Source organism: Streptomyces sp. NBC_01465, assembly GCF_036227325.1.
In the GTDB taxonomy this organism is placed as follows: Bacteria; Actinomycetota; Actinomycetes; order Streptomycetales; family Streptomycetaceae; genus Streptomyces.
Window position 1 is genome coordinate 4,834,585 of record NZ_CP109467.1, and the last position, 26,373, is coordinate 4,860,957.

Sequence of the window (26,373 nt, forward strand, 5' to 3'; positions counted from 1 at the left end):
TCTCCCTCAGCTCCTCAGGAGGATTGCGGATGTGGGGACGCCTTCACCGGCCGTGACCAGGCAGGTCGAGGCGTCGGGGACCTGCGCCGTGGAGACTCCGCGCAGCTGCTTCACGCCCTCGGTGATGAGGTTGAAGCCGTGGACGTACGCCTCGCTCAGGCCGCCGCCGCTCGTGTTGATCGGTAGCCGGCCGCCGATCTCCAGCGCGCCGCCTTCCGTGAAGGAGGCGCCCTCGCCCCTGTCGCAGAAGCCGTAGCCCTCCAACGACAAGGGGATCAGCGGGGTGAACGCGTCGTAGATCTGCGCCACGTCGACGTCCTGCGGGCCGAAGTCCGCCTGTTTCCACAGGTGTCGGGCCGCCGTCCAGGCGGGGCCGGTCAGCGGGTCGTCGTTCCAGTAGTTGACCATCCCGTGGTGCTGCGATGGCAGGCCCTGCGCCGCCGAGTGGACGTACACCGGCTTCTGGCGGCAGTCGCGCGCCCGTTCCGCCGACACGATCACGCACGCCAACGCCCCGTCGGTCTCAAGGCAGTTGTCGAAGAGGCAGAGCGGGTCGCTGATCCAGCGCGAGGTCATATAGCTGTCGCGCGTCATGGGGCGCTCGTACATCATCGCGGCCGGATTCTGGTTGGCCCGGTTGCGGCAGGCGAGCGCGACGTTGAAGAGGTGGTCGCGGGTCGCCCCGTACTCGTGCATGTAGCGGCGCGCCAGCATCCCGATCTCGTCGGCCGGGCGCAGCAGCCCGAAGGGGCGCGTCCACTGGCCGGGTGTCGGCAGCTGAACTGCCGTGTTCTTCCAGGGCCTTGGGCCACTGCCCCGTTTCCGCGAGCGCCATGCGATCCCCACGCTCGCCTGCCCCGTCGCGATCGCCGACGCCAGATGTCCGACGGTCGCGCACGAACCGCCGCCCCCGTACCCGATCTTGGAGAAGAAGGTCACGTCACCGGCCCCGATCGCCTTCGCGACCTCGACCTCGTCGGTCTCCTCCATGGTGTACGAGGCGAACGCATCCACCTCCGAAGGCGCGATCCCCGCGTCCTCCAGAGCGGCGAGGATCGCCCTGCAGGCAAGGGCCTTCTCCGACTCGGGGAGGTGTTTCGCGAAGGGGGTCTGGCCTATCCCGACTATTGCTGTCGCATCCTTGAGGGTCGCCATGGGCGGGAGGTTACAGCTAATCTGACGGATAGTCAGCTACTGGTACGCGGCGGAACCGATCAGCTACGGGAGGCTTGCGATGCGCGGTGACTTGCAATGGGGAACCATCCCCGGGCTGGTCCGGTACGCCGTCGAACGCTACGGAGAGCGGGAGGCGGTCGTCGAAGGACGTACCCGCATCACCTACGCGGAACTCGGCGACCGCGTCGAACGCGCGGCCGCGGCCTGCATGGCCTCCGGCGTCGAACCGGGCGACCGGGTCGCGATCTGGGCCCCCAACACCCTCGACTGGATCGTCTCCGCCCTCGGCGCCGTGACGGCGGGCGCGGTCCTGGTCCCCCTCAACACACGCTTCAAGGGCGCGGAGGCGGCGTTCGTACTGCAGCAGAGCCGGGCCAGGCTGCTCTTCGTCACGGGCACTTTCCTCGGGACGTCGTACGTGGCCTCCCTGCGCCGCGCGACCGCCGAAGGACCCGGCACAGGACCGCTCCCCGGGCTTCCGCACCTGGAGGACGTGGTCGTCCTCGCCGACGACGCCCCCGAGAACTTCCGTACGTGGAAGGACTTCCTGGCCACCGGCGACAAGGTCACCGCGGACGACGTCAGGGACCGCACCGAGGCCGTCGACACCTCGCACCCCTCCGACATCATCTTCACCTCGGGCACCACGGGCCACCCCAAGGGCGCGGTGATCACCCACGCCCAGACCCTGCGCGGCTACGAGATCTGGAGCGACCTCGCCGGCCTGCGCGAGGGCGACCGCTACCTGATCATCAACCCCTTCTTCCACACCTTCGGCTACAAGGCGGGCATCATCGCCTGCCTGATGCGCGGCGCGACGATGGTCCCGCAGCCCGTCTTCAACGTGGACACGGCCCTCGCCAACATCGCCGCCGAACGCATCTCGGTCCTCCCGGGCCCGCCCACCCTCCACCAGTCGCTCCTGGACCATCCGAACCGTTCCGCCCACGACCTCACCGCCCTGCGCCTGGTCGTGACGGGTGCGGCGGTTGTCCCCCTCCAGCTCGTCGAGCGCCTCCGCACGGAGCTGCACATCGACACGGTCCTCACCGCGTACGGCCTCTCGGAAGCCTCCGGCATCGTCTCGATGTGCCGCCGCGGCGACCCGGCGGACGTCATCGCCTCGACGTCGGGGCGCGCGATCCCGGACACGGAGGTGCGGGTGGAGGCGGAGACGGGGAAGCCGGGGGAGGTGCTCGTCCGCGGATTCAACGTCATGCAGGAGTACTTCGAGGATCCCGTCGAGACCGCGAAGGCCATCACCGGGGACGGCTGGCTGCGGACGGGCGACGTGGGGGTGCTCGACGAGGCCGGCAATCTCCGGATCACCGACCGGATCAAGGACATGTTCATCGTCGGCGGCTTCAACGCCTACCCGGCGGAGATAGAGCAACTGCTCGGCCTGCACCCGGATGTGGCGGACGTGGCGGTGATCGGCGTACCGGATCCGCGGCTCGGCGAGGTCGGGCGGGCGTATGCCGTACGGCGTCCCGGCTCGACGCTCACCTCCGACGACCTGATCGCCTGGTCGCGGCGCGAGATGGCGAACTACAAGGTCCCCAGGGACGTCGAGTTCGTGACCGAGCTGCCGCGCAACGCGAGCGGCAAGGTCACGAAGGCGGTGCTGCGGGATCGCGTGGGCGGCTGAGCGGGGCGGTGCGCCGGAGGGGCCGGGCAGTGGTCGGCCCCTCCGGCGGGCATCGGGCGGCGGTCAGCGCGCCGTGCTCACCCGGACGAGGTCCGTCGCACCGGTGGTGCCTGTCGCGTGCACATTGGCCAGCGCGGGGGCTGCCGATGCGGCTGCGGTCGCGATCACCAGCGCGGCCGTGATGACGATTCTCTTCGTGCGGGTCATGCGTGCTCCTCTTGTGTCCGGACGTGCAGCGGCCGCGGTGGCTCCCCCTCCGGGCCACCGCGGCCGCATCCCCCGTACCCCGTCGTGGAAGTCTTCGTCAGACGGGCTCGTCCGTCGCGTGGAGGTTGTCCGTCGTCGCCGTGCCGTCCGCAGGTGCGGCCGTGGCGTGGAGGTTGTCGGGCTTGACCGTGCCGTCCGCGGGTGCGGCCGTGGCGTGCAGGTTGTCCGGCTTGACCGTGCCGTCCGCCGGCTTGACGGTGGCGTGGAGATTGTCCGGGTCGACTACCGGGTCGGTTCCTGGGGTCTCACTCATCGCTAACTCCTGGTGACTGGCTGGGTGATGAAAGGGGAGACCCGCCCGGCAACTCCCCCGAGGACTGCCGAGCGGGCCGTCTCCTGGCCGCTCACCCTAAGGTCACGGCCTGTCGTCGTTCCGTCTGCCCCCCGACGCGACGGTTCGACAGGACAGAGACTGCCGGTTCCGGATAAACGAACGATGAACGCCCAGTTGTGACGGGCGTCACGCCATCGTGGGCGGCTTCAGCAGGGCGCGTACGTCGGCCGCCTCGTCCGAGCCCAGCTCCTCGTACACGTCCAGCGCTTCGCGCCAGCAGACCTGTGCGCGCAGGCTCTGGCCGATCCCGTCAAGGGCGCGTCCCAGGAGCGACAGCACGTTCGCGCGCCGCCAGTCGCCGCCGATGTTGCGCAGGATCGACAGCGCCGACTCGGCGTTGGCGGCGGCCTGTGTCGGCTTCCCCGCAGCGATGTCGACCTCGGCGATACGGAACAGGGCCATGCCTTCCCAGAGGCGCTGGCGGCTGTCCCGGAAGACGTCCAGGGCCTCCTGGAGCTGCTCCGCGGCCTCGTCGAACTGCCCGGCCTGGGTGAGCGCCAGGCCCAGCGCGTAGCGGCCGTTGGCGCCCCGCAGGGTGTGCCCCATGGCGGCGTACATGTCGGCGCCCTGCTGGGCGAGGGTGACCGCGCTGTCCGTACGGCCGAGGGAGAGGTGGATGCGCGAGAGGTTGCACAGGGCGCTCGCCTCGCCGGGGCGGTCCTCGCAGTCGCGGAAGCTGTTGAGGGTGCGGGTGAGGTGCTCCTCGCCGTCCGGGAGCCGGTTCTGGAAGAGGGCGATGACTCCGCGGACGTTCGAGGACCAGCAACTGGTCAGCGGGTCCTGCGCGTTCACGGCGCACTCCAGCGACTGCGCGGCCTCGCGGTCCGCGAGGTCGAAGCGGCCGGTGAACTGGTGGGAGTAGGAGAGCACCATCAGGGCGCGGCCTTCGGCCCGGCTGTCCCCGGCGGCCTGCGCCAGGCCCTGGACCGTGGTGGCGGTCGACTCGTACTCCTTGGAGTTGGCCCCGGACTCCGCCAGGTCGACGGCGGCCCAGAGCAGGTCAACAGCCTTGCGCACGCCGTGTGTTCCCGCCGCCTGCCGCACGCATGCCAGCAGGTTGACCGCCTCCGAGTACAGCCAGTCCTGGCCGTCGTGCCGGTCCGTGAAGGTCAGGCCGTCGTACGCGGTCGGCTCCAGGTGGTCCACCAGGCGGTCGCCGGGGCGCTCGATCGCGTACACGCGCGAAGCCGTCGAGAGGTAGAAGTCGAGGAGCCGCTCCAGCGCCAACTGGCGCTCCACCGGCGGTTGTTCGTCCCGCTCCGCGCATGCACGCGCGTAGAGGCGCACCAGGTCGTGGTAGCGGTAGCGGCCTGGCGCCGCAGACTCCAGCAGGGAGGTGTCCACCAGGGACTCCAGGACGTCCTCGGCGTCCTGCACGGGCAGGGCGAGGGCAGCGGCCGCCGCCGCGAGCGAGATGTCCGGGCCGTCGGCCAGGCCCAGCAGCCGGAAGGCGCGGGCCTGCTGCGGCTCCAGCTGGCCGTAGCCCAGCTCGAACGTCGCCTTCACCGCCAGGTCGCCCGCCTGCAGCTCGTCCAGCCTGCGCCGCTCGTCCGCGAGCTTCTCCGCGAGGACCGAGACCGTCCAGGTGCGGCGGGCGGCGAGGCGCGATGCCGCGATACGGATCGCGAGGGGGAGGAAGCCACAGGCCGCGACGACGTCCAGGGCCGCCTGGCGTTCGGAGTTGACCCGCTCGGTGCCGACGATCTTCGTGAAGAGCTGGAGCGCCTCCTCGGGGGACATCACGTCCAGGTCGACGAGGTGCGCGCCGGCCAGGTCGACCATACGGGCACGACTCGTGACCAGCGCCGCCGAGCCCGTCGTCCCCGGCAGCAGCGGCCGGATCTGCGCCGCGTCACGGGCGTTGTCGAGCAGGACGAGGATGCGGCGGCCGTCGAGGGTGGAGCGGTAGAGGGCCGCGCGGTCGTCGAGGGAGTCGGGGATCGCGGTGTCCGCGGTGCCGAGCGCCCGGAGGAAGGAGCCAAGGACGGCCTCCGGGTCGGCGGCCGTGTTCCCGGCGCCCTGCAGGTCGACGTAGAGCTGGCCGTCGGGGAAGTGGGGGCGGGCCGCGTGGGCCACATGGACGGCGAGCGTGGTCTTGCCGACGCCGCCGATGCCCGCGACCGCGCTGACCGCCATGACGCGGCCCTCGGCGGTGGCGAGACGGTCGCCGAGTTCGGTGACGAAGCTTGCGCGGCCCGTGAAGTCCGGCACGGTTGCCGGGAGTTGGGCCGGTCGTACGACCGTTGGCGCCGGTGCCGGCGGGGCCTCCGCCGGGTGGGCCAGCTCGTCGTCGGCCTGCAGGATGCGCTGCTGGAGGCGGGCGAGTTCGGGCCGGGGGTCGACGCCGAGCTCGTCGGCGAGGAGGCGGCGGGTGTCCGCGTACACGGCGAGCGCCTCGGCCTGGCGGCCGCTGCGGTAGAGGGCGAGCATCAGGAGCTCGCGGAGGCGTTCGCGCAGGGGGTGGGCGGCGGTCAGCGCGGTCAGCTCGGAGACGGCCTCCGCGTGGCAGCCGACCTCCAGGTCCATGTCGAGGCGCGTCTCGGTGAGTTGGAGGCGCCACTCCTCCAGGCGGGCGCGCTGCGTCTCCGCGTACGGGCCCGGGATGGAAGCGAGCGGTTCGCCGTCCCAGAGGGCGAGCGCCTCGTTGATCCGGTCGCGGGCCGTGCAGCGGTCGCCGGAGGCGGCGGCCTTCTCGGCCTGCGCGGAGAGCTCCTGCGCGGTCGCGAGGTCCAGGGTGGCCGACGCGACCCGGATCGCATAGCCGCCGGCCTCGCTGACCAGGACGCCGGCGCCGAGGATCTTGCGCAGGCGCGAGGCGTACGTCCGTACCGCCGCCAGGGCCTGCGAGGGCGACTCGTCGCCCCAGATCGCGTCGATCAGCTCGGACGCGGTCGCGGTGCGGCCGTTGCGCAGGAGGAGGGCGGTGAGCAGGGCGCGTTGCTGCGGTGATCCCGAGGGCAGCGCTTCGCCGTCGCGCCAGGCCCGGACGGGTCCGAGCACGCTGAAGCGCACACCGGCGCTCCGCTCCTGCTCCGGAGCCCGCTGCTCCGGACTCCGCTGCTTAGGACTCCGCTGCTTAGGTACGTGCGGCCCGCTGTCACGGTCCATGGCTGCCCCCTGCGCCCCGTACTGCTTGGCACTGCTCATGTGCACCCGCCAGTTTGCCTTGTTCATGCCGGGTCCGTCAGCACTGGGTGACGCTCTGCACAAGGTCTCCCTCCTACTTGACCGCGCCCAGGGAGCTGACGGTTCGTCAGATTGGGTCTACCGTGGAGCGCATGAACGCCATGGAGACCTTCCCGAAGATCATCTCGGTGGACGACCACACGGTTGAGCCCCCCAACGTCTGGCGGGACCGGCTCCCGTCCAAGTACAAGGACATCGGTCCGCGCATCGTCCGGGCCCCCCTGAAGGAAATGACCTTCCTGGGCGGCAAGTTCGCGCCGGTCATGGGCGCGAAGGGCGACGACGGACCGGTCGGCGACTGGTGGGTCTACGAGGACCTGCACCGGCCGCTCACGCGCCTGGACACGGCGGTGGGCTACGACCGGGACGAGATACGCCTCGAAGTCATCACGTACGAGCAGATGCGGCCGGGGTCGTTCTCGGTGCCCGAGCGCCTCGCCGACATGGACGTCAACCACGTCCAATCGGCGCTCTGCTTCCCGACCTTCCCGCGCTTCTGCGGGCAGACCTTCACGGAGGCCAAGGACCGGGAGCTGGGGCTGCTGGGCGTACGGGCGTACAACGACTGGATGGTGGACGAGTGGTGCGGTCCGCTCGCCCAGGGCCGGCTGATCCCGCTGCCCCTCGTCCCGCTGTGGGACGCCCAGTTGGCGGCCGCCGAGGTGAGGAGGAACGCGGCGCGGGGTGTGCGCGCGGTCGCATTCTCGGAGATACCGCCGCATCTCGGACTGCCGTCGATCCACACCGACGAGTGGGACCCGTTCCTGCAGGCGTGCGACGAGACGGGGACGGTGATCGCGATGCACATCGGGTCGTCGTCGAAGATGCCGTCGACGTCGGCCGATGCACCGCCCGCAGTGGGGTCGACGATCACCTTCGCCAACTGCTGCTTCTCGATGGTCGACTGGCTGATGAGCGGCAAGTTCGAGCGCTTCCCGAACCTCAAGATCATGTACGCGGAGGGTCAGATCGGCTGGATCCCGTACATCCTGGAGCGCGCGGACGTGGTCTGGGAGGAGAACCGCGGCTGGGGCGGGGTGGCCGACAAGGTGCACCGGCCGCCGTCGGAGCTCTTCACCGAGCACGTCTACGGCTGCTTCTTCGACGACGCCTTCGGGCTGAAGAACCTCGACGCGATCGGGGTGGGGAACGTGCTGTACGAGACGGACTATCCGCACTCCGACTCGACCTGGCCCAAGTCGAAGGAGGTCGGCGAGGCGCAGATGGGGCACCTGTCGGCGGACGTGGTCGACCGGATCGTACGGGGCAACGCGATCGAGCTGCTCGGGCTGACGGCGGACGGGCTCTGGGCAGGGCCCGGATCCGCCGTCTGACCGGCCTTTCGTCAGCGGCTGCGGCGGGCGAGGGTCAGGGTCACGGCCCCGCAGAGTGCGGCCAGGAGGGCGGTGCCCGCGAGCAGCTCGGTGAATCCGGCGCCGGTCGCGGGCAGTTGCGGCGTGCCCCCGCCCGCACCCGTTCCCGTGCCGCCGCCCGCGGGCGGCGTGGGCACGGTCGGCGTGGTCGGTGACGGGGACGGCGGCGTCGGATGCGGTGTGGGGGTGGGGGTCGGCGTGGGGCTCGGTGACGGGCGCGGGCGGACCACGACGGTCACCGTGCCGGTGTCGCACAGCGGCGGGGTGCCGTTGTCGCTGCCGATCACGGTGAAGGTGTCCGTACCGGTGAACCCCGGGGCGGGCCGGTAGACGAACGTCCCCTGCGCGGTGACGGTCGCCGTCCCGTGCGCCGGGGGGCTGCCCAGCCGGGTGGTGACCGGCAGGCCCTGGCGGTCACTGACCGGGACCCGGCCGGAGACGGGCTCGTTCACGTACGTCTCCTGGTGCACGTCCCCGACCACCGGCGGCCAGCGGCGCTCGACGACCGTGATCGTCACCGTGGCCTCCGAGCAGACGTCGGGCGCGGTCGGCGAGCAGATGCGGTACGTGAAGGAGTCCGTCCCCGTGAAGCCGGGATCCGAGACGTAGCGGAAGTCGCCCGACGGCAGCTGGGTCAGCGTGCCGTGGGAGGGCTGGGACGTGGCGACGGGCGGGCCCGTGTCGCCCCGGTCGTTGAGCTTCACATTGCCCGTCGCCGGGATGCCGCTCTCCGCCCGGACCGTGTCGTCCACGGCGACGGGCAGCACGGTGACGGTCACGAGCGCCCGGTCGCACAGGACCGGGGTGCCGTTGTCGCAGACCCGTACCGCGAAGGTGTCCCGGCCGGTGAAGTCGGTGGTGGGGGTGAAGGCGAAGTGGCCGTCCGGCGTGAGGGTCACGGATCCGTTCGCTGTCGCCAGGAACATCGCGCCCTTGGTGAGGGCGGCGGGCAGCGAGTAGGTGAGGGTCTGGCCCGTGTCCGGGTCCGTGGCGACGAGCCGTCCGTACGCCGTGCGGTTGACGTCGGTCGTGAAGGCCTGGTCGTCGATGACGGGCGGATTGTTCATCGGCACGGAGTCGGTGACCGTGGTGGTGACCCGCGCGGACGGCGCGGAGCCGTCGTTGTTGGTGGCGTCCGGGTCGGTGGTGGTGCTCGTGGCCGACACGACGTCGAGGAGGGTCCCCGCGGTGGTCGTCGTACCCGTGACGGTGTAGGTCACGGCCGAGTTGGCGGGGATCTCGGCGTGGGGCCAGGTGGCGGTCGTCCCGGTGACGGTGCCGCCGTCGGAGGCGCTGAGGTCGGTGAGCCCGGACGACGGGAGCTGGTCGGTGACCGTCACGTCGGCGGCGGCGTCGGGGCCCCTGTTGGCGACCACGACGACGTACGTCACCCGGTCGCCGGTGGCGGCATTGGCGGGCCCCGTCTTGTAGGCGTGCAGGTCGGCCGACTTGTCGGTGGGCCGATTGCCGCAGCCGGCGGGGGTGGTGGCGGGGTCGATGACCACCGGGGCTCTGACCGTGTTGGTGACGGTGCCGGACGAGGTGTCGAAGATGCCGCTGCCGGTCTGGGTGGTGTCGTGGAAGACGATCGGGTCATTGGCCGAATCGCCGTTGAACGTACCGAAGTTGGTGGTGTTGTCGGTGAAGCGGTAGTCGCCGAATCCGGTGATCGAGGCCGCGCTCGCGTTGGTGAAGTCGACGCCGCTGATCTGTCCGGCCGTGCTCTGGGTGATCGTGCCGGTGTTGTTGAGGTAGTCGGAGCCGAGGGTGATCAGCCCTTCGTTGGTCGCGGTGCCGCCCGTCGCCCAGCCCGCCGAGACCGCGAGGGTGCAGGTGTTGTGCAGGACGGATCCTGCCGAGGCGGTGAGGTACTGCTGGACGGTCATCTTCCCGGAGTTGTCGATCTCACCGTCCAGGGCGGTGCCGCTGCCTCCGGCGGCCAGGGTTCCGGTGTTGGTGACGGCGCTGCCGGCGGAGACGTTGAGGGAGCCGACGGTGGCCGTGCCCGCGTTGTCCAGCACGCTCTGGTTGCCGAGGGCGAGCCCGTTGGGGAGGTCCAGGGTCCCGTCGGCGGTGTTGGTCAGGCGGGCGGTACCACCCGTGATCACCCCTTGGGCGGCGGTGGTGCCCTCGTTGACCAGCTGGAAACCGCTGCTGACGGTGAGCCAGGGCAGCGTCGCGGTGCCCTCGACGGCCAGGGTCCCGGCGGCGTTGTTCGCGTACGGGGGCGAGAAGGAGGCGCTCGCGGAGACGCAGAGGGTGGAGCCCTGCGGGAAGTCGGTGACGCCGCCGGTGTAGGCACCGCCCGTCAGCAGCAGGGTCTCGTCCGCGGCGAGGGTGATCACGTCCGAGGAGCCGCCGGTGAGGGTGCGCGTGGGGGACGCGCAGGCGGCGAGGGCGCGGGGGGTGGCGGTGGGCGGCGCGGAGGCCGGTACCGCTGCTGAGGCGGGGAGCAGTGCGGCCGTGCCGACGACGAGTCCGGCGGCGAGGAGTGCGGGGAGGCGCATGAGGAGGTCCGGATCCCGTGGCGGAATAGTCCCATCATCCTGATTTGTGACCGGTTCCCGGGCGGGTCGGCTCGCCGGGCGGACGGGCCATGGAACCCGAATGCGCGCATCGGCGCCGAGGGGGGAGGCGTGCGGCAGTGATCCGGGCTGCGATCATGTGCCCATGAATCCGGGGGAGTTGGTGGGCGGCCGACGTGTGCGGAGACTCTGGGTGGGGCTGGCCGCGCTGGGCGTGGTCGTTGCGCTGACCGTGGTCGTCGTGGTGCTGCCGGGGATGGTGGTCGACCACGACCTCGCGGGTTCCCGGGTCACGGCCGCCGAGCGGCTCTCCGCCGTGAACAACGTACGGACGACGCTGCTGCAGGCGGTCGGCGGCGCGGTCGTGCTCTTCGGCGCGTACGCGACCTGGCGCCAACTCCGGGTCAGCCAGGACGGGTTGGCGGCCACGCGGGAGGGGCAGGTCACCGACCGGTTCAGCCGGGCGGTCGACCAGCTCGGCAGCGACAAGCTGGATGTCCGGATCGGCGGGCTCTACGCGCTGTGGCGGATCGCGTCGCACTCGCCCCACGACCATGAGTCCGTGGTCTCGATCATGGCGGCGTATCTGCGGACCCATCTGCCGTGGCCCCCGCGGGGCGGCCCGGACTCGCCGCCGGCGGAGACGTCCATCAACGCCGTACCCCCGCTGGAGACCCGTGCCGCCGATGCGCAGGTGGCGCTGACCGGTCTCGGCGTACTGGCGCGGGGGCGCGGCCAGGAGTGGCTCAACGCCAGCTACACGGATCTGCGGCGGGCGGACTGCGACGGGCTGTGGCTGCACCACATGAACTTCGACGGCGCCTGCCTGGAGGCGGCCAGCATCTACAAGGTCAATCTGACCGGGGCCTCGCTGATCGCGGCCGACCTGCGCCACGCGGAACTCGGCAACTCCGTCCTGCGCGGGGCCCGCTGCACCGAGGCCGATCTGCGGGGTGCGCGTCTGGTGAAGACGGACCTCGGCGAGGCCGACTTCACCGGCGCCGACCTGCGGGAGGCGAACCTGCGCAAGGCGCGGGCGCACGGGACCCGGTTCGGGGGCGCGGACCTGCGGCTGGCCGATCTCCGGGGGACGGACCTCACCGGCGCGGAGCTGGCGGGGGCGCGGCTGGAGGGGGCGGTGGGGAGCGATCGCACGGTCTGGCCCGTGGGGTTCGACGTCGGGGCTTCGGGGGTGGTCATGACCGATGATCCCGGTACGGAACCGGACAATCTGCTTCCGGGAGCGGCCATCGTACGGGAGGTGCCGCAGCTGCGGTCGGCCTGAGTCCGACGGCGGCGGAGGAGACGAGCGTCGCGGCGGCGAGACTGCCCCAGAGGGCGGCCGCACCGTGGGGCGCGAGCGAGGTGATGGCGGCGGGGGAGACGGCGAGGCCGAAGCCCGTCGAGAGCTGGAAGCGGGCGAGGGCGCGGCCCAGGAGACGGTCCGGGGCGAGGGCGGTGACGAGCGCGGTGGCGCTGCCCGCGTAGAGGATCTCGCCGATGGTGCAGATCACGGACACCGTGGCGACGGCGGGGGCGCCCCAGCCGTGTCCCAGTGAGGTGGCCGCGAGGAAGCCGAGGTAGGACGCGGTGAGGACCACGCCTGCCAGCGCGAGCACGGCGCGACGGGAGAAGCGGGACATCAGGACGGTGACCGGGACTTGGAGGGTGACCACCAGGACCGTGTTGGCCACGAAGATGGCGGCGGACCACACCGGGGAGGCGTGCAGGTGGGTCACCAGGATCAGGGGGAGCGCGATTTCGGGGACGTTGAGGCAGAAGGCGTAGATCACGTTGGCGGCCAGGAGGGCACCCATGCGGGGTGCGGGGCCTTTGGTCGTTTCCTTGGCGGGGGCGTCGGCCGGATGCGCGCGCAGGTGGACCGACCAGGCCAGGGTCGCGGCGGTCAGGTAGGCGAGTCCGGTGACGGCCGCCAGCACCTGCAGTGCGGTGGTGCCGCCCGTCAGGCACGCGGTCGCGATGAGCGCGCCCGTGCCCATGCCGGCGTTGCGCAGGGCGCGGCCCGCCGAGAGCGCGATGTCGCGCTCCCGGCCGTGGGCGACCGTGGCCACGACGGCCGCGTGGGCGGCCGGCCAGGCCTGGCCGCCGATACCGAGGAGGAGCGCCGCCGTCGCGAACAGCCGGATGTGTCCGGCCGGGGTGGCCAGCAGCAGGGCGACGCCCAGCACCCGTATCAGCATCGCCGCCGCCACGACGTTGCTGCGGGCGCCCCGGTCCAGCCATCGGCCGACGGCGGGCATGCACACGAGGCCCACGACGATGCCGGCCGTCATGGCGGCGCCGGTGGCCGGCGCGGACAGCTTCAGCACGGTCACCCCGTAGAGGAGCAGGAAGGGTCGCAGCATTCCGGTGCCGATCGCGTCGACGACCAGGGCGGCGGCATAGCGGGGGCCGCCGGAGGCTCGGACGAGGGTGCGGGGGCGGATCGTGGTGGTGGTTGCGGTGGTTGCCATGGCGTCCACGCTGCGGTCGACTGCCGGTAGGGCCCCGTGGGTTGACGGACATCGTCAACCCACGCCGTCGCCGGTCGTAGGGACGGCGATGATGAGGAGATGACCTTGAGGATCGACATCAGCGGCCTGCCGTCCGAGCGCCTGCGGTTCGCTGCCTCCCCGCTGGCCGAACTGACTGCGATGCTGCACGTGTTGGCGGAGCCCGGGCATCATCCGCGGCTCGCGGGCTGGGCCGGGGACGTGTGGGCCGGGCTGCGCCCGGAACTGGCCGAGCGGCTGCGTGAGGCGGAGTTCCTCTGGCGCTCCTCACGGGCCGATTTCCTGGTGCCCGCCCGTCCGCGGCCCACGCTCGTCGAGGAGCTGGACGACGTGGACCGGATCGACGACGAAACGTATGTGACGTCGGCGCTGGTCACGACGTGCGGCAGCAACAGGGTCCACTTCGGCGCACCCTCGCCGCTCGCCGACGCGACGGCGCGCGAGCGCGCCCTGGACCTGGCGCAGGCCCGCGGCCCCCTGCAGGAGGCCTTCGCGGAAAGGCTGTTGGCGGATCCGGCCGCCGTACGGGCACGGGTGCGCGACACCCTCGCCCAGTGCGCCGAGGCGTTCTTCGACGCCGCCTGGACGGACGCCGCCGTGCAACTCGCCACGGACCTGCGCCTGAAGAACGACCTGCGCAAGCACCAGGGCACGGCGGCGGCACTCGCCTCGGTCTCCGGTGCGGTCACCCTGACGCCGGACGGCGACAGCATCGCGGTGGACAAGCTGCAGGACAACGCGACCACGGCCCAGGGCACCGGGGTCACGTTCATCCCCAGCGTCTTCGGCCGCCCGCACCTGGTGGTGGTCCACGCACGCGGCTGGCAACCGGTGGTGCAGTACCCCGTGGCGGAGGCGGCCCCGGCAGGCCCGGTGCCGCTGGAGACGGTCACGCTGCGCCTGGAGGCACTCTCGCACCCTGTGCGTCTACGCCTGCTCCGCACCCTGGCCCGAGGCCCGCACACCACGGGCGAACTGGCCCAGGCGTGGGGCCTGACGCCGCCGGAGGTCTCCCGCCACCTGGCGGTCCTGCGCCGAGCGGGCCTGCTGACGTCCTGCCGACGAGGCCGCTACGTCCAGTACACGCTGGACCAGCCCGCGATGACGACCCTGGGCACGGACCTGCTGTCGGCCGTACTGCGCTGAGCGGCCAGGTCTGCGATCCGCCCCCACCCGCCTCTTGTCTGATGGACCGTCAGCAACCACGATGGGCGGCAGCCAAATGACGATCCGTCAGATCGCGACCGACCGCTGGGGGTCCGCATGGTCCACGTTCTGCCCGAAGGGCGACTCGCGTACGGGATGCAGCTCCCCATCCAGTCCCAGAGCGCCATCTACGCCGAGTCCTGGGAGGCCTCGGCCACCCCCGACGACCTCGCCGAGATCGCCCGTACCGCCGACCGGTCCGGGTTCGACTACATCGCCGGGTGCGACCACGTCGCCATACCCCGGCGGCTCGCCGACGGCATGTCGACCATCTGGTACGACCCCGTCGCCACCCTCTCCTTCCTCGCAGGGGTCACCACCCGCGTCAAGCTCATGAGCCATGTCGCCGTCGTCGGGCTCCGGCATCCGCTCATCACCGCCAAGCAGTACGCGACCCTCGACCACCTCTCCGGGGGGCGGCTCATCCTCGGCGTCGGGGCTGGGCACGTGCAGGAGGAGTTCGACGCCGTCGGGGCCGACTTCGTTCGGCGCGGGGCCGTTCTCAACGAGACCATCGACGCGCTCAAGGCCGCCCTCGGGCCCGAGGAGTACCCCGAGCACCACGGGGAGCTCTTCCAGTTCAGCGGGCTCGGGCAGATGCCCCGGCCCGCCCAGGAGCGCGTTCCCATCTGGGTCGGCGGGTCCTCGCCCGCCGCCGTCCGGCGCGCCGCCGAGCGCGGGGACGGGTGGTTGCCGCAGGGGGATCCTCGCGATGAACTGCCCGCCAAGATCGCCAAGTTGAAGGAGCTGCGCGAGGCCGCCGGCGTGTCGGAGCCCATCGTCGTCGGCGCCATCACCGAACCCCTCTACGTCGGCGAGCCCGACTGGGCCACCGGGCGCCGCACCCTCACCGGCAAGCCCGACGCCCTCGCCGCCTCCCTCCGTGCGTACGGAGAGATGGGCGTCCACCAGATCCAGGTCCGGTTCCGGTCGCGGAGCCGCAGTGAACTCACCGACCAGATGGCGGCGTTCGCCGCCGATGTCGCACCCCACCTCAACTGAACCGAAGGGACCATCCGGACATGGGCAAGCTTGACGGACGCGTCATCGTCATCACCGGCGCCGCACGCGGGCAGGGCGAGCAGGAAGCGCGGCTCTTCGTCGCCGAGGGCGCCAAGGTGCTGCTCGGGGATGTTCTTGATGACCAAGGCGAGGCTCTTGCAAAGGAGTTGGGGGAAGGTGTCGCCAAGTACGTGCACCTCGACGTGAGCCAGGAGAGCGACTGGACCGCCGCCGTCGAGGCCGGGCTCGGCGCCTTCGGGAAGATCGACGGCCTCGTCAACAATGCGGGGATTCTTCGGTTCAACGAGCTTGTCGACACACCCCTGGAGGAGTTCCAGACCGTCGTCCAGGTCAATCAGGTCGGCGCCTTCCTCGGCATCAAGCACACCTCTCCCGCCATCGCGGAAGCCGGCGGCGGCACCATCGTCAACACCTCCTCGTACACCGCCCTCACCGGCATGGCGGTCGTCGGTGCGTACGCCGCCACCAAGGCCGCCATCCTCGGCCTCACCCGCGTCGCCGCAATGGAGCTCGCGCGCAAGAAGATACGGGTCAACGCCATGTGCCCCGGCGCCATCGACACCCCCATGAGCAACCCCGCCCAGCTCGACCCCAACGCCGACCCCGCCGAGATGTCCGCCGCCCTCAACGATCTCTACAGGAAGCTCGTCCCGCTGGAGCGCGTGGGCAAGCCCGAAGAGGTCGCCAAGCTGGCCCTTTTCCTGTCCAGCGATGACTCCTCCTACATCACCGGACAGCCCTTCGTCATCGACGGGGGATGGCTCGCGGGCGTCAGTCTCTTCTGAATCCGCAGACCGTATCTGATGGGCCGTCAGGTATTGACGGTCCCCGACCCCGGTGCCAGAGTCGGAGTCATCAGATATCTGACGCACTGTCAGAAACTATGAGGACGGTGAACCTCCTTGGAATTCGGGATCTTTGTGCAGGGATACGTGCCGGACGACCGGCGCGCCGTCGACCCCGAGGCGGAGCACCACGCGCTGATGGAGGAGGCCGGGTACGTCATCCAGGCCGACAAAGTGGGGTTCAAGTACGCCTGGGCCTCCGAGCACCACTTCCTGGAGCAGTACTCGCACCTCTCCGCCAACGACGTCTTCCTCGGATACCTCGCCCACGCCACCGACCGCATCCACCTCGGCTCCGGCATCTTCAACCCCCTCGCCCCCGTCAACCACCCCGTGAAGGTCGCCGAGAAGGTGGCCATGCTCGACCACCTCTCGGAAGGCCGCTTCGAGTTCGGGAGCGGGCGCGGGGCCGGGAGCCACGAGATCCTCGGGTTCATGCCGGGCATCACCGACATGAACCACACCAAGGAGATCTGGGAAGAGACCATCGCCGAGTTCCCCAAGATGTGGCTCCAGGAGGAGTACCAGGGGTTCCAGGGCAAGCACTGGTCGCTGCCTCCCCGCAAGGTCTTCCCCAAGCCGTACGGGAAGTCCCACCCGGGCATGTGGTACGCCGCCGGCTCCCCGGCCTCGTACGCGATGGCCGCCAGGAAGGGCCTCGGGGTGCTGGGCTTCAGCGTCCAGAAGGTCTCCGACATGGAGTGGGTCCTGGAGCAGTACAAGACCGCCATCCAGGAGGCCGAGCCGGTCGGCGACTTCATCAACGACAACGTCATGGTGACGTCCACCGCCATCTGTGCCCCGACCCACGACGAGGCCGTCCGGATCGCCATGGGCGCCGGGCTCAACCGCCTCCAGTCGCTGCTCTTCTACTACCACGACACCTTCCCCAAGCCCGAGGGCATGCCGGTCTGGCCCGAGATGCTCCCCGACTTCAACGAGGAGATCGTCGAACTCCTCATCCAGGAAGAGCTGTTGATCTGCGGCGACCCCGACGAGGTGCTGCAGCAGTGCAAGCGCTGGGAGCAGGCCGGCGCCGACCAGCTCAGCTTCGGCATACCGATCGGGGTGAAGTCCGACGACGTACTGCAGACCATCAAACTCGTCGGCGAACACGTCATCCCGAAGATCGACTCCGACCCGGTGCACCGCACGACGCGCTTCCGGCAGGCAGCGGGCGACCACAAATAGAGCGGATGACGGTTCTTCCCGGATGCCGTCGTCCGGTTCCGGCCGGGGTGTGCGTGTGGCAGCGGCCTGCCCCGTGCACCCCGGCCGGACCCATGCTGTGTTTTCCCGGGGGACAACCCCCGGACCCCCGGCCGGACAAGCGGTCCACCGCCGCGACCCGAACCTCCATCGCGACGCCAATGTCAGTGAATGTGCCCCGCACGAAAGGGGATTGACCCCATGCTCGACCACCTCATCCGCAACGCGACCGTCGTGGACGGGACCGGCGCACCCTCGTACGCAGCCGACATCGGCATCCGCGACGGCCGCATCGCCGTCATCGCCGAGCCCGGCACCGTCACCGAGGAGGCGACGACCGACGAGGACGCGACGGGGCTGATCCTGACCCCCGGATTCGTCGACCCGCACACGCACTACGACGCCCAGCTCTTCTGGGACCCGTACGCCACCCCCTCCATGAACCACGGCGTGACCACGGTCGCCGGCGGCAACTGCGGCTTCACGCTCGCCCCGCTCAACCCGGACCACCCCGACGACGCCGACTACACGCGCCGGATGCTGTCCAGGGTCGAGGGGATGTCGCTGGTCGCCCTGGAGGAAGGGGCGCCCTGGAACTGGTCCACCTTCGGCGAGTATCTCGACGCCCTCGAAGGGCGCATCGCCGTCAACGCCGGTTTCATGGTGGGGCATTGTGCGCTGCGGCGGCACGTCATGGGAGCCGACGCCGTGGGCGGGCAGCCCACCGAGGAGCAGCTCGACGCCATGCTCCGGCTCTTCCACGACGCCATGGAGGCCGGCGCCTGGGGGCTCTCCACCACCCAGTCCTCCACCCACTCCGACGGCGACGGGCAGCCCGTCGCCTCGCGCCACGCCAAGCCCGCCGAGCTGCTCGCGCTCTCGAAGGCCATCGGCGAGCACGAGGGAACGCAGATCGAGGCGATCGTCGCCGGATGCCTCGACCAGTTCGCCGACGAGGAGATCGATCTCTTCGTGGAGATGAGCGCGGCCGCCGGGCGGCCCCTCAACTGGAACGTCCTCACCATCGACGCCTCCGTCCCCGAACGCGTACCTCGCCAGCTCGAAGCGAGCGAGCGGGCCCGCAAGTCGGGCGGCCGGATCGTCGCGCTGACCATGCCGATCCTGACCCCGATGAACATGTCGCTCGGCACCTTCTGCGCGCTGAATCTGATACCCGGCTGGGGCGACATCCTCGGGCTGCCCGTCCCCGAGCGCATCGTGAAGCTGAGCGACCCCGACGTCCGCGCCGAGATGCTGCGGCGCGCCGACTCCAAGGAAGCGGGAGTCTTCCGGCGGCTCGCCAACTTCGGTCGGTACGTCATCGGGGACACGTACTCCGAGGCGAACGCCGGGCTGAGCGGTCGCGTAGTGAAGGACATCGCCGCCGAGCGCGGCCAGGACTCCTTCCAGACCCTCGTCGAGATCTGCTCCAACGACGAACTCCGCACGGTGCTCTGGCCGATGCCGACCGACAACGACCCCGACTCCTGGGCCCTGCGCCAGCAGACCTGGCAGCACGAGGACGTCATGCTGGGTGGTTCCGACGCGGGCGCGCACCTGGACCGGATGTGCGGGGCGCCGTACACGACGCGCTTCATCGGCGACTGTCTGCGCGGCCGCAAGCTGGTCGGTCTGGAAGCGGCCGTGAAGATGCTGACCGACGACCCGGCGCAGCTCTTCGGGCTGCGCGAGCGCGGCCGGGTGGAGGAGGGGTTCCACGCGGACCTCGTCCTCTTCGACCCCGAGCGCATCGACGCGGGCCCCGCCACCCTGGTCCACGACCTGCCCGGCGACTCGCCCCGGCTGGACTCGCGGGCGGTCGGGATCGTGTCCGTACGGATCAACGGCGTGGAGACCATCCGCGACGACGAGATCACCGGGGCGATCCCGGGGAAGGTCCTGCGATCGGGCCAAGACACAAGGACGGTGTCCACCAAGTGAGCGCAGAACAACGGCTGTTCATCGGCGGGGAGTGGGTCGAGCCCGACGGCGGTCACTACGAAGTGATCAATCCGGCGTCCGAGGAGACCGTTGGGTACGCCCCCGAGGCCAGCCGCGACCAGGTGTACGCGGCCGCCGCAGCGGCGCAGGACGCCTTCGGCACCTGGTCCCGTACGCGGCCCGAGGAGCGGGCGGCGATCCTGGACCGGGCCGCGGGCATCATGCAGGCCAACTTCGTCCCGTACGCGGAACTCGCTCAGGCGGAGAGCGGCGCGACCGCAGGGACCGCGCGCGGCATGCAGGTCGCGGTCGGGGTCGCGCGCTTCAAGCGGTACGCGCGCGGCGCCCTGGAGCCGGTCGAGGCCGCGCTCCCGCCGCAGATCAACGAGGCCGGGCCGATGGGGAAGGCCGGGGTCTTCGGGGCGCTGACCGTACGGCAGCCGGTGGGCGTCGTCACGTGCATCACCTCGTACAACAACCCGTGGGCCAACCCGGCGGGGAAGGTCGCGCCCGCGCTCGCGATGGGCAACACCGTCGTCGTGAAGCCCGCCCCGCAGGACCCGCTCTCCGTCTTCCGCATGGCGGAGGCGCTGGAGGAGGCGGGGGTGCCGCGGGGTGTCGTGAATGTCGTGACCGGGTCCGCGCCCGCCGTGGGGGAGGCGGCCGTCGACTCGCCGGACGTCGACATGGTCAGCTTCACCGGCAGTACGGGCGTCGGGCAGCGCATCGGCGAGGTCTGCGGGCGCTCCATGAAGCGGCAGCTGATGGAGCTCGGCGGGAAGGGTGCGGCCGTCGTCTTCGACGACGCGGATCTGGACTCGGCGGTGGCCGGGATCGGGACGACGTACGCCTTCTACAGCGGGCAGATCTGCACCGCTCCCACCCGGGTGATCGCCCAGCGCGGGATCTACGACCAGCTCGTCGAGAAGCTGAAGGGGTACATCGGGTTCATGAAGGTGGGGGACCCGGGGGAGAAGGGCACCATCGTCGGGCCCGTCATCTCCGCAGCCCACCGCGACCGCGTCGAGTCGTACGTGGAGCTGGGCAAGAAGGAGGGCGCGACCGTCGTCGCCGGGGGTGAACGGCCCGACTTCGAGCGGGGGTTCTACGTGGCGCCGACACTGCTCGCCGACTGCACCAACGACATGCGGGTCGTACGGGAGGAGATCTTCGGTCCCGTCGTCGTGGTCGTCCCCTTCGACGACGAGGAGGAAGGCATCGCGCTCGCCAACGACAGCGACTACGGGCTCCTCGACTACGTGTGGTCGGGGGACGTCGCGAAGGCGTTCAGGGTCGCGCGGCGGCTGCGCGCGGGCGGGGTCGGCGTGAACACGATCGGGCGGAACATGGAGGCACCGTTCGGCGGGTTCAAGCAGAGCGGGGTGGGGCGCGACGTGGGGTCGTACGCGCTGCACGCGTACAGCGAGATGCAGTCGATCGTCTGGCCGGGGTGACGTGAGCGCGGGGGCCGGTGCGGGACACCGGCCCCCTTCGGCTCCCTCAGCGCCCCAGGAACACGGGGTTCGTCAGCGCGGCGAAGGGCCCCGGCAGCCCCGGCACCACCGGTGCGTGCCTGACCTCCGCCCGTACGTACGCCGCGTACGCGGCCGTCGTCGACCACTCCGCCGTCCCGGCCCCGTCCGCACCCAGCGGCGCCGACGTGAACAGCGTCCCCTGGTCCGTCACGAAGTGCAGCGTGCAGCCCGGCGCCCCGGTCACCTCAAGTCGTACGGTCACCGGCGCGTCCTTGTCCACCGCGAGCCGCTCGCCGATCCCCGCGTGCAGCCCGCGCCCGCCCGCCGCCCCGAACGTCAGCGACACCTTCGCCGACTCCGCGATGTACGAGCGCCCGGCGCGGATCCCCTCCTGGATCGCCTCCCGGGAGAGGTCGTCCGCCAGCACCACCGTCTGCGGTGTGCCGATCGGGTCGGGGTCCTTGTGGGCGTCGCTGTTGCCCATCGCAGGGGTCCAACCCCGGCCGGACACAAGGGTGTTGTCCCAGTCGGCGAGCGAGACCTCGTCGTCGACGGTGTACGGGCCGTTCCAGACCTCCACCGCGTCCGCCTCGCCGAAACCGAACTTCCAGTTGCAGCCGATGCAGGTGGCGTGCGGGTGCGCGGGCACCACCAGGCCGCCCGCCCGCCGGACCTCGCGCGCGAAGTGCCCGAAGCGGTTGTCGCGCGCCCGGTAGCGCCAGTCGACGAACGTCCCCGCGTCGGTGCCGAGCGCGACGACGTGGCCGTTGCGCGTGGTGATCTCCTCGCCGGTGAGGATCAGCAGGTCATCGCCCCACAGCCCGGACCACGCGCTGTGCGCCGAACTCGTGTTGTGGTCACTGGTGTTGATGAAATCGAGCCCCGCCGCCCGGGCCAGCGCCGCGATCTGCGCGGGCGTCCGCTTGCCGTCGGAGTGCACGGAGTGGATGTGGCAGTCGCCCCGGTACCAGGCCCGGCCGCGCCCCTTCGCCCGCTCCGGCGGATACACGGGGGCGGGCGTCGCGGGAGTCGGTCCGTACCGCAGCGTGATGGTGACCGCGTACGGCAGCCCCTCGGGGGCGGTCGTGTACGGGCCCAGCGCGATGTGCCACGTCCCGGCGCGCACCGGGCCCGCGAGATAACCGGGGGTCGCCTCGTCGCCACGGAGGAAGAACTCCGTGCGCGCGCCGCCCGACCACCCCCTGAAGCCCCGGCCGCCCAGTTCCGTACCGCGCTCGTCGAAGATCCCGATGTCGAGCGCGTTGTTCTGGGTCCCGGCCGGGACCACCGCCTTCTCGTACGTGTACGAGACCGCCAGCTCCCGCACCCCGTGGGGAACCTCCACCGGCAGATAGACGAAATCGGGCGAACCGGGCGGGAGCGTTCCCCGCACGGTTCTGGTCTCCTCGCCGTCCGTGGTGCCGGCCGCGCTCGCGAAGCTCACGCTTCCCAACGTAAGCGCAGAGGCCGCACCCGTCACCAGCAGTCCGCGTCGTCCGATCGATCCGCTCGCTCCAGTCATGGGTCGCATCGTTCTAGTGAGCCGTGAACCGGGCGTAAAGGGAAGGGAGTCGTCAGGAGATGCCTGTGTGCATCAATCCCGCCTACGGGACCGGCTGATGGCGTAGACGATCACCGCGGCGATGATCACGACGATCAGCAGGATCACGATCCAGCCGATGCCCGAGCTGCTCTTCTTCTTCTTTTTCTTCTTGAGCTTCAGCTTGGAGACCGCCTCGGACGCGGTCGCGGTGGTGACGGCGGACCGGTGCAGCGTCTGCTGCTGCGAAGGGGCCTTGACCTGGGCCGACTGCGTCACACCGGTGCGCGCCACGGCGTACGACGCGGCGGGCGCGCCGAGCACGAGGCTCCCTGTGAGGACGAGCGTCGTTATGGCCTTGCGGGTGTACATGCTGATTTCCTCCCGTTGTGTGGTGCGGACTACGAGTTGGACTTCTTGACCACGAAGTAGATGACGACAGCCACGATCACCGCGATCAGCAGGAAGATCTCCCAGCCGGCCATCCCGCCCGATCCGCTGCCGGAGGTGTGCGAATGGTAGTGGTGGCGCGTTCTGGTCACGACGGCCGCGTTCAGCAGGGTGTGCATGCAGGGGTCTCCCGTTGATGGTGCGCTTGATGTCTCTCGGCATTTGGCAACCTACGGCGTACCCTCTGCCCGCCACCAGACACCCACCAGAGGGGCACGGGACATGCGCATCGGGACCACGATTTTCCTCACCGACCAGATCGTCACGCCCGTACGTCTCGCCCGCGCCCTCGAAGAGCGCGGCTTCGACGGGCTCTACCTCCCCGAACACACCCACATACCCGTCGAACGCACCACGCCCTACCCCGGCACCCCGGACGGAACGATCCACCCGGAGCTCGCCCGCACCCTCGACCCCTTCGTCGCCCTCGCCCAGGCCGCCGCGGTCACCGAGCACCTGACCCTCGGCACCGGCATCACCCTGCTCACCCAGCACGACCCGATCGCCCTCGCCAAGCAGATCGCCACCCTCGACCATCTCTCCGGCGGCCGCTTCACCCTCGGCCTCGGCTTCGGCTGGAACGTCGAGGAGGCCGCGGACCACGGAGTCGAATGGCGTACGAGGCGCGAGCTCGGCCGGGACCGGCTGGGGCTGATGCGGGCGCTCTGGGCGCCCGAACCGACCGCGTACAAGGGGGAGTTCGCCTCGGTCCGCGCCAGCCTCGCCTTCCCGAAGCCCTTCCGGCCGGGCGGCCCCCGCACCCTCATCGGCGGCGCGGCGGGACCCAAGCTCTTCGCGCACATCGCCGAGTACGCCGACGGCTGGATGCCCATCGGCGGCCGCGGCCTCACCGAGAACCTCCCCGTCCTGCGCCAGGTCTGGGAGGACGCGGGCCGCGACCCCGCCGCCCTCCAGGTCGTCCCCTTCGGCGTCCTGCCCAGCCCCGGCAAACTCGAGCACTACGCCTCGCTCGGCATCGAGGAAGTGGTGCTGCAGCTGCCGCCCGCAGACGAGGACGAGGTGCTGAAGACCCTCGACGGCTTCGCTCGTATGCTCGACAAATGACGACCAGTACGCAGGTAGACGGACCGACAGGCCCTACGGCCAACGCCATGCGGCGCGCGCTCAGGCGTGCCCGGGACGGTGTGGCCCTCGATGTCACCGAGGCCGCCGTGCTGCTCCAGGCGCGGGGCGCGGACCTGGACGACCTGACCGCATCGGCCGCGCGGGTGCGCGACGCCGGGCTCGAGGCGGCGGGGCGCCCGGGAGTCATCACGTACTCCAAGAGCGTCTTCATCCCGCTCACCCGACTCTGCCGCGACAAGTGCCACTACTGCACCTTCGTCACCGTCCCCGGCAAGCTGCGCAAGGCCGGCCATGGGATGTTCATGTCGCCGGACGAGGTCCTCGACATCGCCCGGCGCGGGGCCGAACTCGGCTGCAAGGAGGCCCTGATCACCCTCGGCGACAAGCCCGAGGACCGGTGGCCCGAGGCGCGCGAGTGGCTGGAGGCGGAGGGGTACGACGACACGATCGCCTACGTGCGGGCCATGTCGATCCGCATCCTGGAGGAGACGGGGCTGCTGCCGCACCTCAACCCGGGCGTGCTCTCGTGGACGGACTTCCAGCGGCTCAAGCCCGTCGCCCCGTCGATGGGGATGATGCTGGAGACGACCGCGACCCGGCTCTGGTCCGAGCCGGGCGGCCCGCACTACGGCTCCCCGGACAAGGAACCGGCGGTGCGGCTGCGGGTGTTGGAGGACGCGGGCCGCTCGTCCGTCCCCTTCACGAGCGGGCTGCTGATCGGGATCGGCGAGACGTACGAGGAGCGGGCGGACTCCCTCTTCGCGCTGCGCCGCGTCTCGCGCTCGTACCACGGCATCCAGGAACTGATCATCCAGAACTTCCGCGCCAAGCCGGACACGGCGATGCGCGGCATGCCCGACGCGGAACTCGACGACCTCCTCGCCACGGTCGCCGTCGCCCGCCACATCATGGGCCCGTCCGCCTGTCTGCAGGCCCCGCCGAACCTGGTCGCGGGAGAGTACGGGCGCCTGATCGGCGCGGGCATCGACGACTGGGGCGGGGTCTCGCCGCTGACGATCGACCACGTCAACCCCGAACGCCCCTGGCCGCAGATCGACGAGCTCGCCGAGAAGTCGGGCACGGCGGGCTTCTCCCTCCGTGAACGCCTGTGCATCTACCCGGAGTTCGTGCAGCGGGGCGAGCCGTGGCTGGACCCGCGCCTGCTCCCGCACGTGCGCGCGCTGGCGGACGCGGCGACGGGACTGGCGAACGAGTCGGCCGAGGTGAGCGGCCTGCCCTGGCAGGAACCGGACGAGGGCTTCACCAGCAGCGGCCGCACCGACCTGCACCAGACCATCGACACCACGGGCCGCACCTCCGACCGCCGCGAGGACTTCGACGAGGTGTACGGCGACTGGGAGGCCCTGCGCGAGCAGGCGGCCCCGGGCATGGTGCCGTCCCGTATCGACGCGGACGTGAAGGAGGCGCTGTCGCAGGCGGCGTCCGACCCGACGAAACTCACGGACGCCCAGGCCCTCGCGCTGCTCCACGCGGACGGCCCCGCCCTCGACGAACTCTGCCGTATCGCCGACCAGTTGAGGCGTGACGTGGTCGGCGACGACGTCACCTACATCGTCACCCGCAACATCAACTTCACCAACGTCTGCTACACCGGCTGCCGCTTCTGCGCCTTCGCCCAGCGCCGTACGGACGCCGACGCCTACACCCTCTCCCTCTCCCAGGTCGCCGACCGCGCCGAACAGGCCTGGGACGTCGGCGCGGTCGAGGTCTGCATGCAGGGCGGCATCCACCCGGACCTCCCCGGCACCGCGTACTTCGACATCGCGCGCGCCGTCCGGGAGCGCGTCCCCGGCATGCACGTCCACGCGTTCTCGCCGATGGAGGTCGTCAACGGCGCGACCCGCACCGGCATGTCGATCCGCGAGTGGCTGACCGAGGCCAAGGCGGCGGGACTGGGCTCGATCCCCGGCACGGCGGCGGAGATCCTCGACGACGAGGTCCGCTGGATCCTCACCAAGGGCAAGCTGCCCACCGCCGACTGGATCAATGTCGTGAAGGCGGCGCACGAGCTGGGCATCCGCTCGTCGTCGACGATGATGTACGGCCACGTGGACCAGCCCCGCCACTGGCTCGGCCACTTCCGCACCCTCTCCCGGATCCAGCAGGAGACGGGAGGCTTCACGGAGTTCGTGACCCTGCCCTTCATCCACACCAACGCGCCCGTCTACCTGGCCGGCATCGCCCGCCCCGGCCCCACGGACCGCGACAACCGCGCGGTCGTCGCCATGGCTCGCCTCCTCCTCCACCCCCACATCACCAACATCCAGACCAGCTGGGTGAAGCTCGGCACGGAGGGCGCGGCCGAGATGCTGCGCTCGGGCGCCAACGACCTGGGCGGCACGCTCATGGAGGAGACCATCTCCCGTATGGCGGGCTCCAGTTACGGCTCGTACCGCTCCATCCAGGACCTGAAGGCCATCGCGGAGCTCGCTGGCCGCCCGTCCCGCCCGCGCACGACGCTCTACGGCGAGGTCCCCGAGGAGCGGGTCCGCGCGGCCACCGCGTCGGACGGACACCTGCCCGAACTTCTGCCCCTGCTGGGGGAGTAGGGGCTG

The 26,373-nt window shown here is 70.9% G+C and carries 20 protein-coding genes; 11 read left to right on the forward strand and 9 right to left on the reverse strand.

What is annotated here, in order from left to right; translation table 11 throughout:
* Window positions 1-6: 6 nt before the first annotated feature.
* Entirely contained in the window at window positions 7-1,155 is a 1,149-nt protein-coding gene (locus OG707_RS22915; RefSeq protein ID WP_329121210.1) for a lipid-transfer protein, read from the reverse strand.
* Window positions 1,156-1,234: 79 nt separating this feature from the next.
* Here OG707_RS22915 and OG707_RS22920 point away from each other — a divergent pair, with 79 nt between their 5' ends.
* Window positions 1,235-2,824 carry a FadD3 family acyl-CoA ligase gene (locus tag OG707_RS22920; RefSeq protein WP_329121212.1) on the forward strand — a complete coding sequence of 530 codons (1,590 nt, stop codon included), beginning with the start codon at window positions 1,235-1,237 and terminating at the stop codon, window positions 2,822-2,824.
* Between the two features lie 63 nt (window positions 2,825-2,887).
* Here OG707_RS22920 and OG707_RS22925 read toward each other — a convergent pair whose 3' ends face one another.
* The 3 genes from OG707_RS22925 to OG707_RS22935 all read right to left on the reverse strand — a co-directional run bounded on the left by OG707_RS22925 (window position 2,888) and on the right by OG707_RS22935 (window position 6,533).
* Window positions 2,888-3,031: a hypothetical protein gene (locus OG707_RS22925; protein WP_329121214.1), complete on the reverse strand. Its 144-nt coding sequence runs from the start codon at window positions 3,029-3,031 to the stop codon at window positions 2,888-2,890.
* 97 nt (window positions 3,032-3,128) lie between these two features.
* On the reverse strand, window positions 3,129-3,344 hold the full coding sequence (locus OG707_RS22930; RefSeq protein ID WP_329121215.1) for a hypothetical protein: 216 nt from the start codon (window positions 3,342-3,344) through the stop codon (window positions 3,129-3,131).
* A gap of 207 nt (window positions 3,345-3,551) precedes the next feature.
* The gene (locus tag OG707_RS22935; protein WP_329127928.1) at window positions 3,552-6,533 is read right to left on the reverse strand and encodes an AfsR/SARP family transcriptional regulator; all 2,982 of its coding nucleotides are present in this window, start codon (window positions 6,531-6,533) and stop codon (window positions 3,552-3,554) included.
* 179 nt (window positions 6,534-6,712) lie between these two features.
* Here OG707_RS22935 and OG707_RS22940 point away from each other — a divergent pair, with 179 nt between their 5' ends.
* Window positions 6,713-7,945, forward strand: coding sequence for an amidohydrolase family protein (locus OG707_RS22940; RefSeq protein ID WP_329127929.1), 1,233 nt, complete (start codon window positions 6,713-6,715; stop codon window positions 7,943-7,945).
* Between the two features lie 11 nt (window positions 7,946-7,956).
* On the opposite strand, the gene OG707_RS22945 is transcribed toward OG707_RS22940, so the two are convergent.
* Complete coding sequence (locus OG707_RS22945) at window positions 7,957-10,491, reverse strand: Ig-like domain-containing protein (protein WP_329121217.1); 2,535 nt, start codon at window positions 10,489-10,491, stop codon at window positions 7,957-7,959.
* A 163-nt stretch (window positions 10,492-10,654) separates the two neighbouring features.
* Here OG707_RS22945 and OG707_RS22950 point away from each other — a divergent pair, with 163 nt between their 5' ends.
* On the forward strand, window positions 10,655-11,794 hold the full coding sequence (locus tag OG707_RS22950; protein ID WP_329121218.1) for a pentapeptide repeat-containing protein: 1,140 nt from the start codon (window positions 10,655-10,657) through the stop codon (window positions 11,792-11,794).
* Here the strand turns inward: OG707_RS22950 and OG707_RS22955 are convergent.
* Entirely contained in the window at window positions 11,706-12,983 is a 1,278-nt protein-coding gene (locus tag OG707_RS22955) for an MFS transporter (protein WP_329121220.1), read from the reverse strand. The two genes, OG707_RS22950 and OG707_RS22955, sit on opposite strands and share 89 nt — an antisense overlap.
* Window positions 12,984-13,082: 99 nt before the next feature.
* Here OG707_RS22955 and OG707_RS22960 point away from each other — a divergent pair, with 99 nt between their 5' ends.
* From OG707_RS22960 to OG707_RS22985, 6 genes are all read left to right on the forward strand, one after another.
* Complete coding sequence (locus tag OG707_RS22960) at window positions 13,083-14,168, forward strand: DUF5937 family protein (protein ID WP_329121222.1); 1,086 nt, start codon at window positions 13,083-13,085, stop codon at window positions 14,166-14,168.
* Between the two features lie 117 nt (window positions 14,169-14,285).
* On the forward strand, window positions 14,286-15,230 hold the full coding sequence (locus OG707_RS22965; protein WP_329121225.1) for an LLM class F420-dependent oxidoreductase: 945 nt from the start codon (window positions 14,286-14,288) through the stop codon (window positions 15,228-15,230).
* A gap of 20 nt (window positions 15,231-15,250) precedes the next feature.
* On the forward strand, window positions 15,251-16,036 hold the full coding sequence (locus OG707_RS22970; RefSeq protein WP_329121228.1) for an SDR family NAD(P)-dependent oxidoreductase: 786 nt from the start codon (window positions 15,251-15,253) through the stop codon (window positions 16,034-16,036).
* Between the two features lie 117 nt (window positions 16,037-16,153).
* Entirely contained in the window at window positions 16,154-17,287 is a 1,134-nt protein-coding gene (locus OG707_RS22975) for an LLM class flavin-dependent oxidoreductase (protein WP_329121230.1), read from the forward strand.
* Between the two features lie 219 nt (window positions 17,288-17,506).
* Window positions 17,507-19,246, forward strand: a complete 1,740-nt coding sequence (locus OG707_RS22980; protein ID WP_329121232.1) for an N-acyl-D-amino-acid deacylase family protein — start codon at window positions 17,507-17,509, stop codon at window positions 19,244-19,246.
* Window positions 19,243-20,700 carry an aldehyde dehydrogenase family protein gene (locus OG707_RS22985; RefSeq protein WP_329121234.1) on the forward strand — a complete coding sequence of 486 codons (1,458 nt, stop codon included), beginning with the start codon at window positions 19,243-19,245 and terminating at the stop codon, window positions 20,698-20,700. The genes OG707_RS22980 and OG707_RS22985 overlap by 4 nt, the downstream gene beginning before the upstream one ends.
* A 46-nt stretch (window positions 20,701-20,746) precedes the next feature.
* Here the strand turns inward: OG707_RS22985 and OG707_RS22990 are convergent, their stop codons facing one another.
* The 3 genes from OG707_RS22990 to OG707_RS23000 all read right to left on the reverse strand — a co-directional run bounded on the left by OG707_RS22990 (window position 20,747) and on the right by OG707_RS23000 (window position 22,830).
* The gene (locus tag OG707_RS22990; protein WP_329121236.1) at window positions 20,747-22,243 is read right to left on the reverse strand and encodes a CehA/McbA family metallohydrolase; all 1,497 of its coding nucleotides are present in this window, start codon (window positions 22,241-22,243) and stop codon (window positions 20,747-20,749) included.
* Between the two features lie 72 nt (window positions 22,244-22,315).
* Window positions 22,316-22,633, reverse strand: a complete 318-nt coding sequence (locus OG707_RS22995; RefSeq protein WP_329121239.1) for a hypothetical protein — start codon at window positions 22,631-22,633, stop codon at window positions 22,316-22,318.
* A 29-nt stretch (window positions 22,634-22,662) separates the two neighbouring features.
* Entirely contained in the window at window positions 22,663-22,830 is a 168-nt protein-coding gene (locus tag OG707_RS23000; protein ID WP_329121241.1) for a hypothetical protein, read from the reverse strand.
* 103 nt (window positions 22,831-22,933) lie between these two features.
* On the opposite strand from OG707_RS23000, the gene OG707_RS23005 reads away from it, so the two are divergent.
* Together OG707_RS23005 and OG707_RS23010 are read left to right on the forward strand one after the other, a co-directional pair.
* Window positions 22,934-23,776: an LLM class F420-dependent oxidoreductase gene (locus tag OG707_RS23005; protein WP_329121243.1), complete on the forward strand. Its 843-nt coding sequence runs from the start codon at window positions 22,934-22,936 to the stop codon at window positions 23,774-23,776.
* On the forward strand, window positions 23,773-26,367 hold the full coding sequence (locus OG707_RS23010) for a bifunctional FO biosynthesis protein CofGH (protein WP_329121245.1): 2,595 nt from the start codon (window positions 23,773-23,775) through the stop codon (window positions 26,365-26,367). Before OG707_RS23005 ends, OG707_RS23010 begins: the two co-directional genes overlap by 4 nt.
* Window positions 26,368-26,373 lie beyond the last annotated feature (6 nt).

Coding starts and splice junctions, on each gene's coding strand:
- OG707_RS22915 (WP_329121210.1), bottom strand. CDS start 1,155: ATGGCGACCCTCAAGGATGCGACAGCAATAGTCGGGATAGGCCAGACC.
- OG707_RS22920 (WP_329121212.1), top strand. CDS start 1,235: ATGCGCGGTGACTTGCAATGGGGAACCATCCCCGGGCTGGTCCGGTAC.
- OG707_RS22925 (WP_329121214.1), bottom strand. CDS start 3,031: ATGACCCGCACGAAGAGAATCGTCATCACGGCCGCGCTGGTGATCGCG.
- OG707_RS22930 (WP_329121215.1), bottom strand. CDS start 3,344: ATGAGTGAGACCCCAGGAACCGACCCGGTAGTCGACCCGGACAATCTC.
- OG707_RS22935 (WP_329127928.1), bottom strand. CDS start 6,533: ATGGACCGTGACAGCGGGCCGCACGTACCTAAGCAGCGGAGTCCTAAG.
- OG707_RS22940 (WP_329127929.1), top strand. CDS start 6,713: ATGGAGACCTTCCCGAAGATCATCTCGGTGGACGACCACACGGTTGAG.
- OG707_RS22945 (WP_329121217.1), bottom strand. CDS start 10,491: ATGCGCCTCCCCGCACTCCTCGCCGCCGGACTCGTCGTCGGCACGGCC.
- OG707_RS22950 (WP_329121218.1), top strand. CDS start 10,655: ATGAATCCGGGGGAGTTGGTGGGCGGCCGACGTGTGCGGAGACTCTGG.
- OG707_RS22955 (WP_329121220.1), bottom strand. CDS start 12,983: ATGGCAACCACCGCAACCACCACCACGATCCGCCCCCGCACCCTCGTC.
- OG707_RS22960 (WP_329121222.1), top strand. CDS start 13,083: ATGACCTTGAGGATCGACATCAGCGGCCTGCCGTCCGAGCGCCTGCGG.
- OG707_RS22965 (WP_329121225.1), top strand. CDS start 14,286: ATGGTCCACGTTCTGCCCGAAGGGCGACTCGCGTACGGGATGCAGCTC.
- OG707_RS22970 (WP_329121228.1), top strand. CDS start 15,251: ATGGGCAAGCTTGACGGACGCGTCATCGTCATCACCGGCGCCGCACGC.
- OG707_RS22980 (WP_329121232.1), top strand. CDS start 17,507: ATGCTCGACCACCTCATCCGCAACGCGACCGTCGTGGACGGGACCGGC.
- OG707_RS22990 (WP_329121236.1), bottom strand. CDS start 22,243: ATGACTGGAGCGAGCGGATCGATCGGACGACGCGGACTGCTGGTGACG.
- OG707_RS22995 (WP_329121239.1), bottom strand. CDS start 22,633: ATGTACACCCGCAAGGCCATAACGACGCTCGTCCTCACAGGGAGCCTC.
- OG707_RS23000 (WP_329121241.1), bottom strand. CDS start 22,830: ATGCACACCCTGCTGAACGCGGCCGTCGTGACCAGAACGCGCCACCAC.
- OG707_RS23005 (WP_329121243.1), top strand. CDS start 22,934: ATGCGCATCGGGACCACGATTTTCCTCACCGACCAGATCGTCACGCCC.
- OG707_RS23010 (WP_329121245.1), top strand. CDS start 23,773: ATGACGACCAGTACGCAGGTAGACGGACCGACAGGCCCTACGGCCAAC.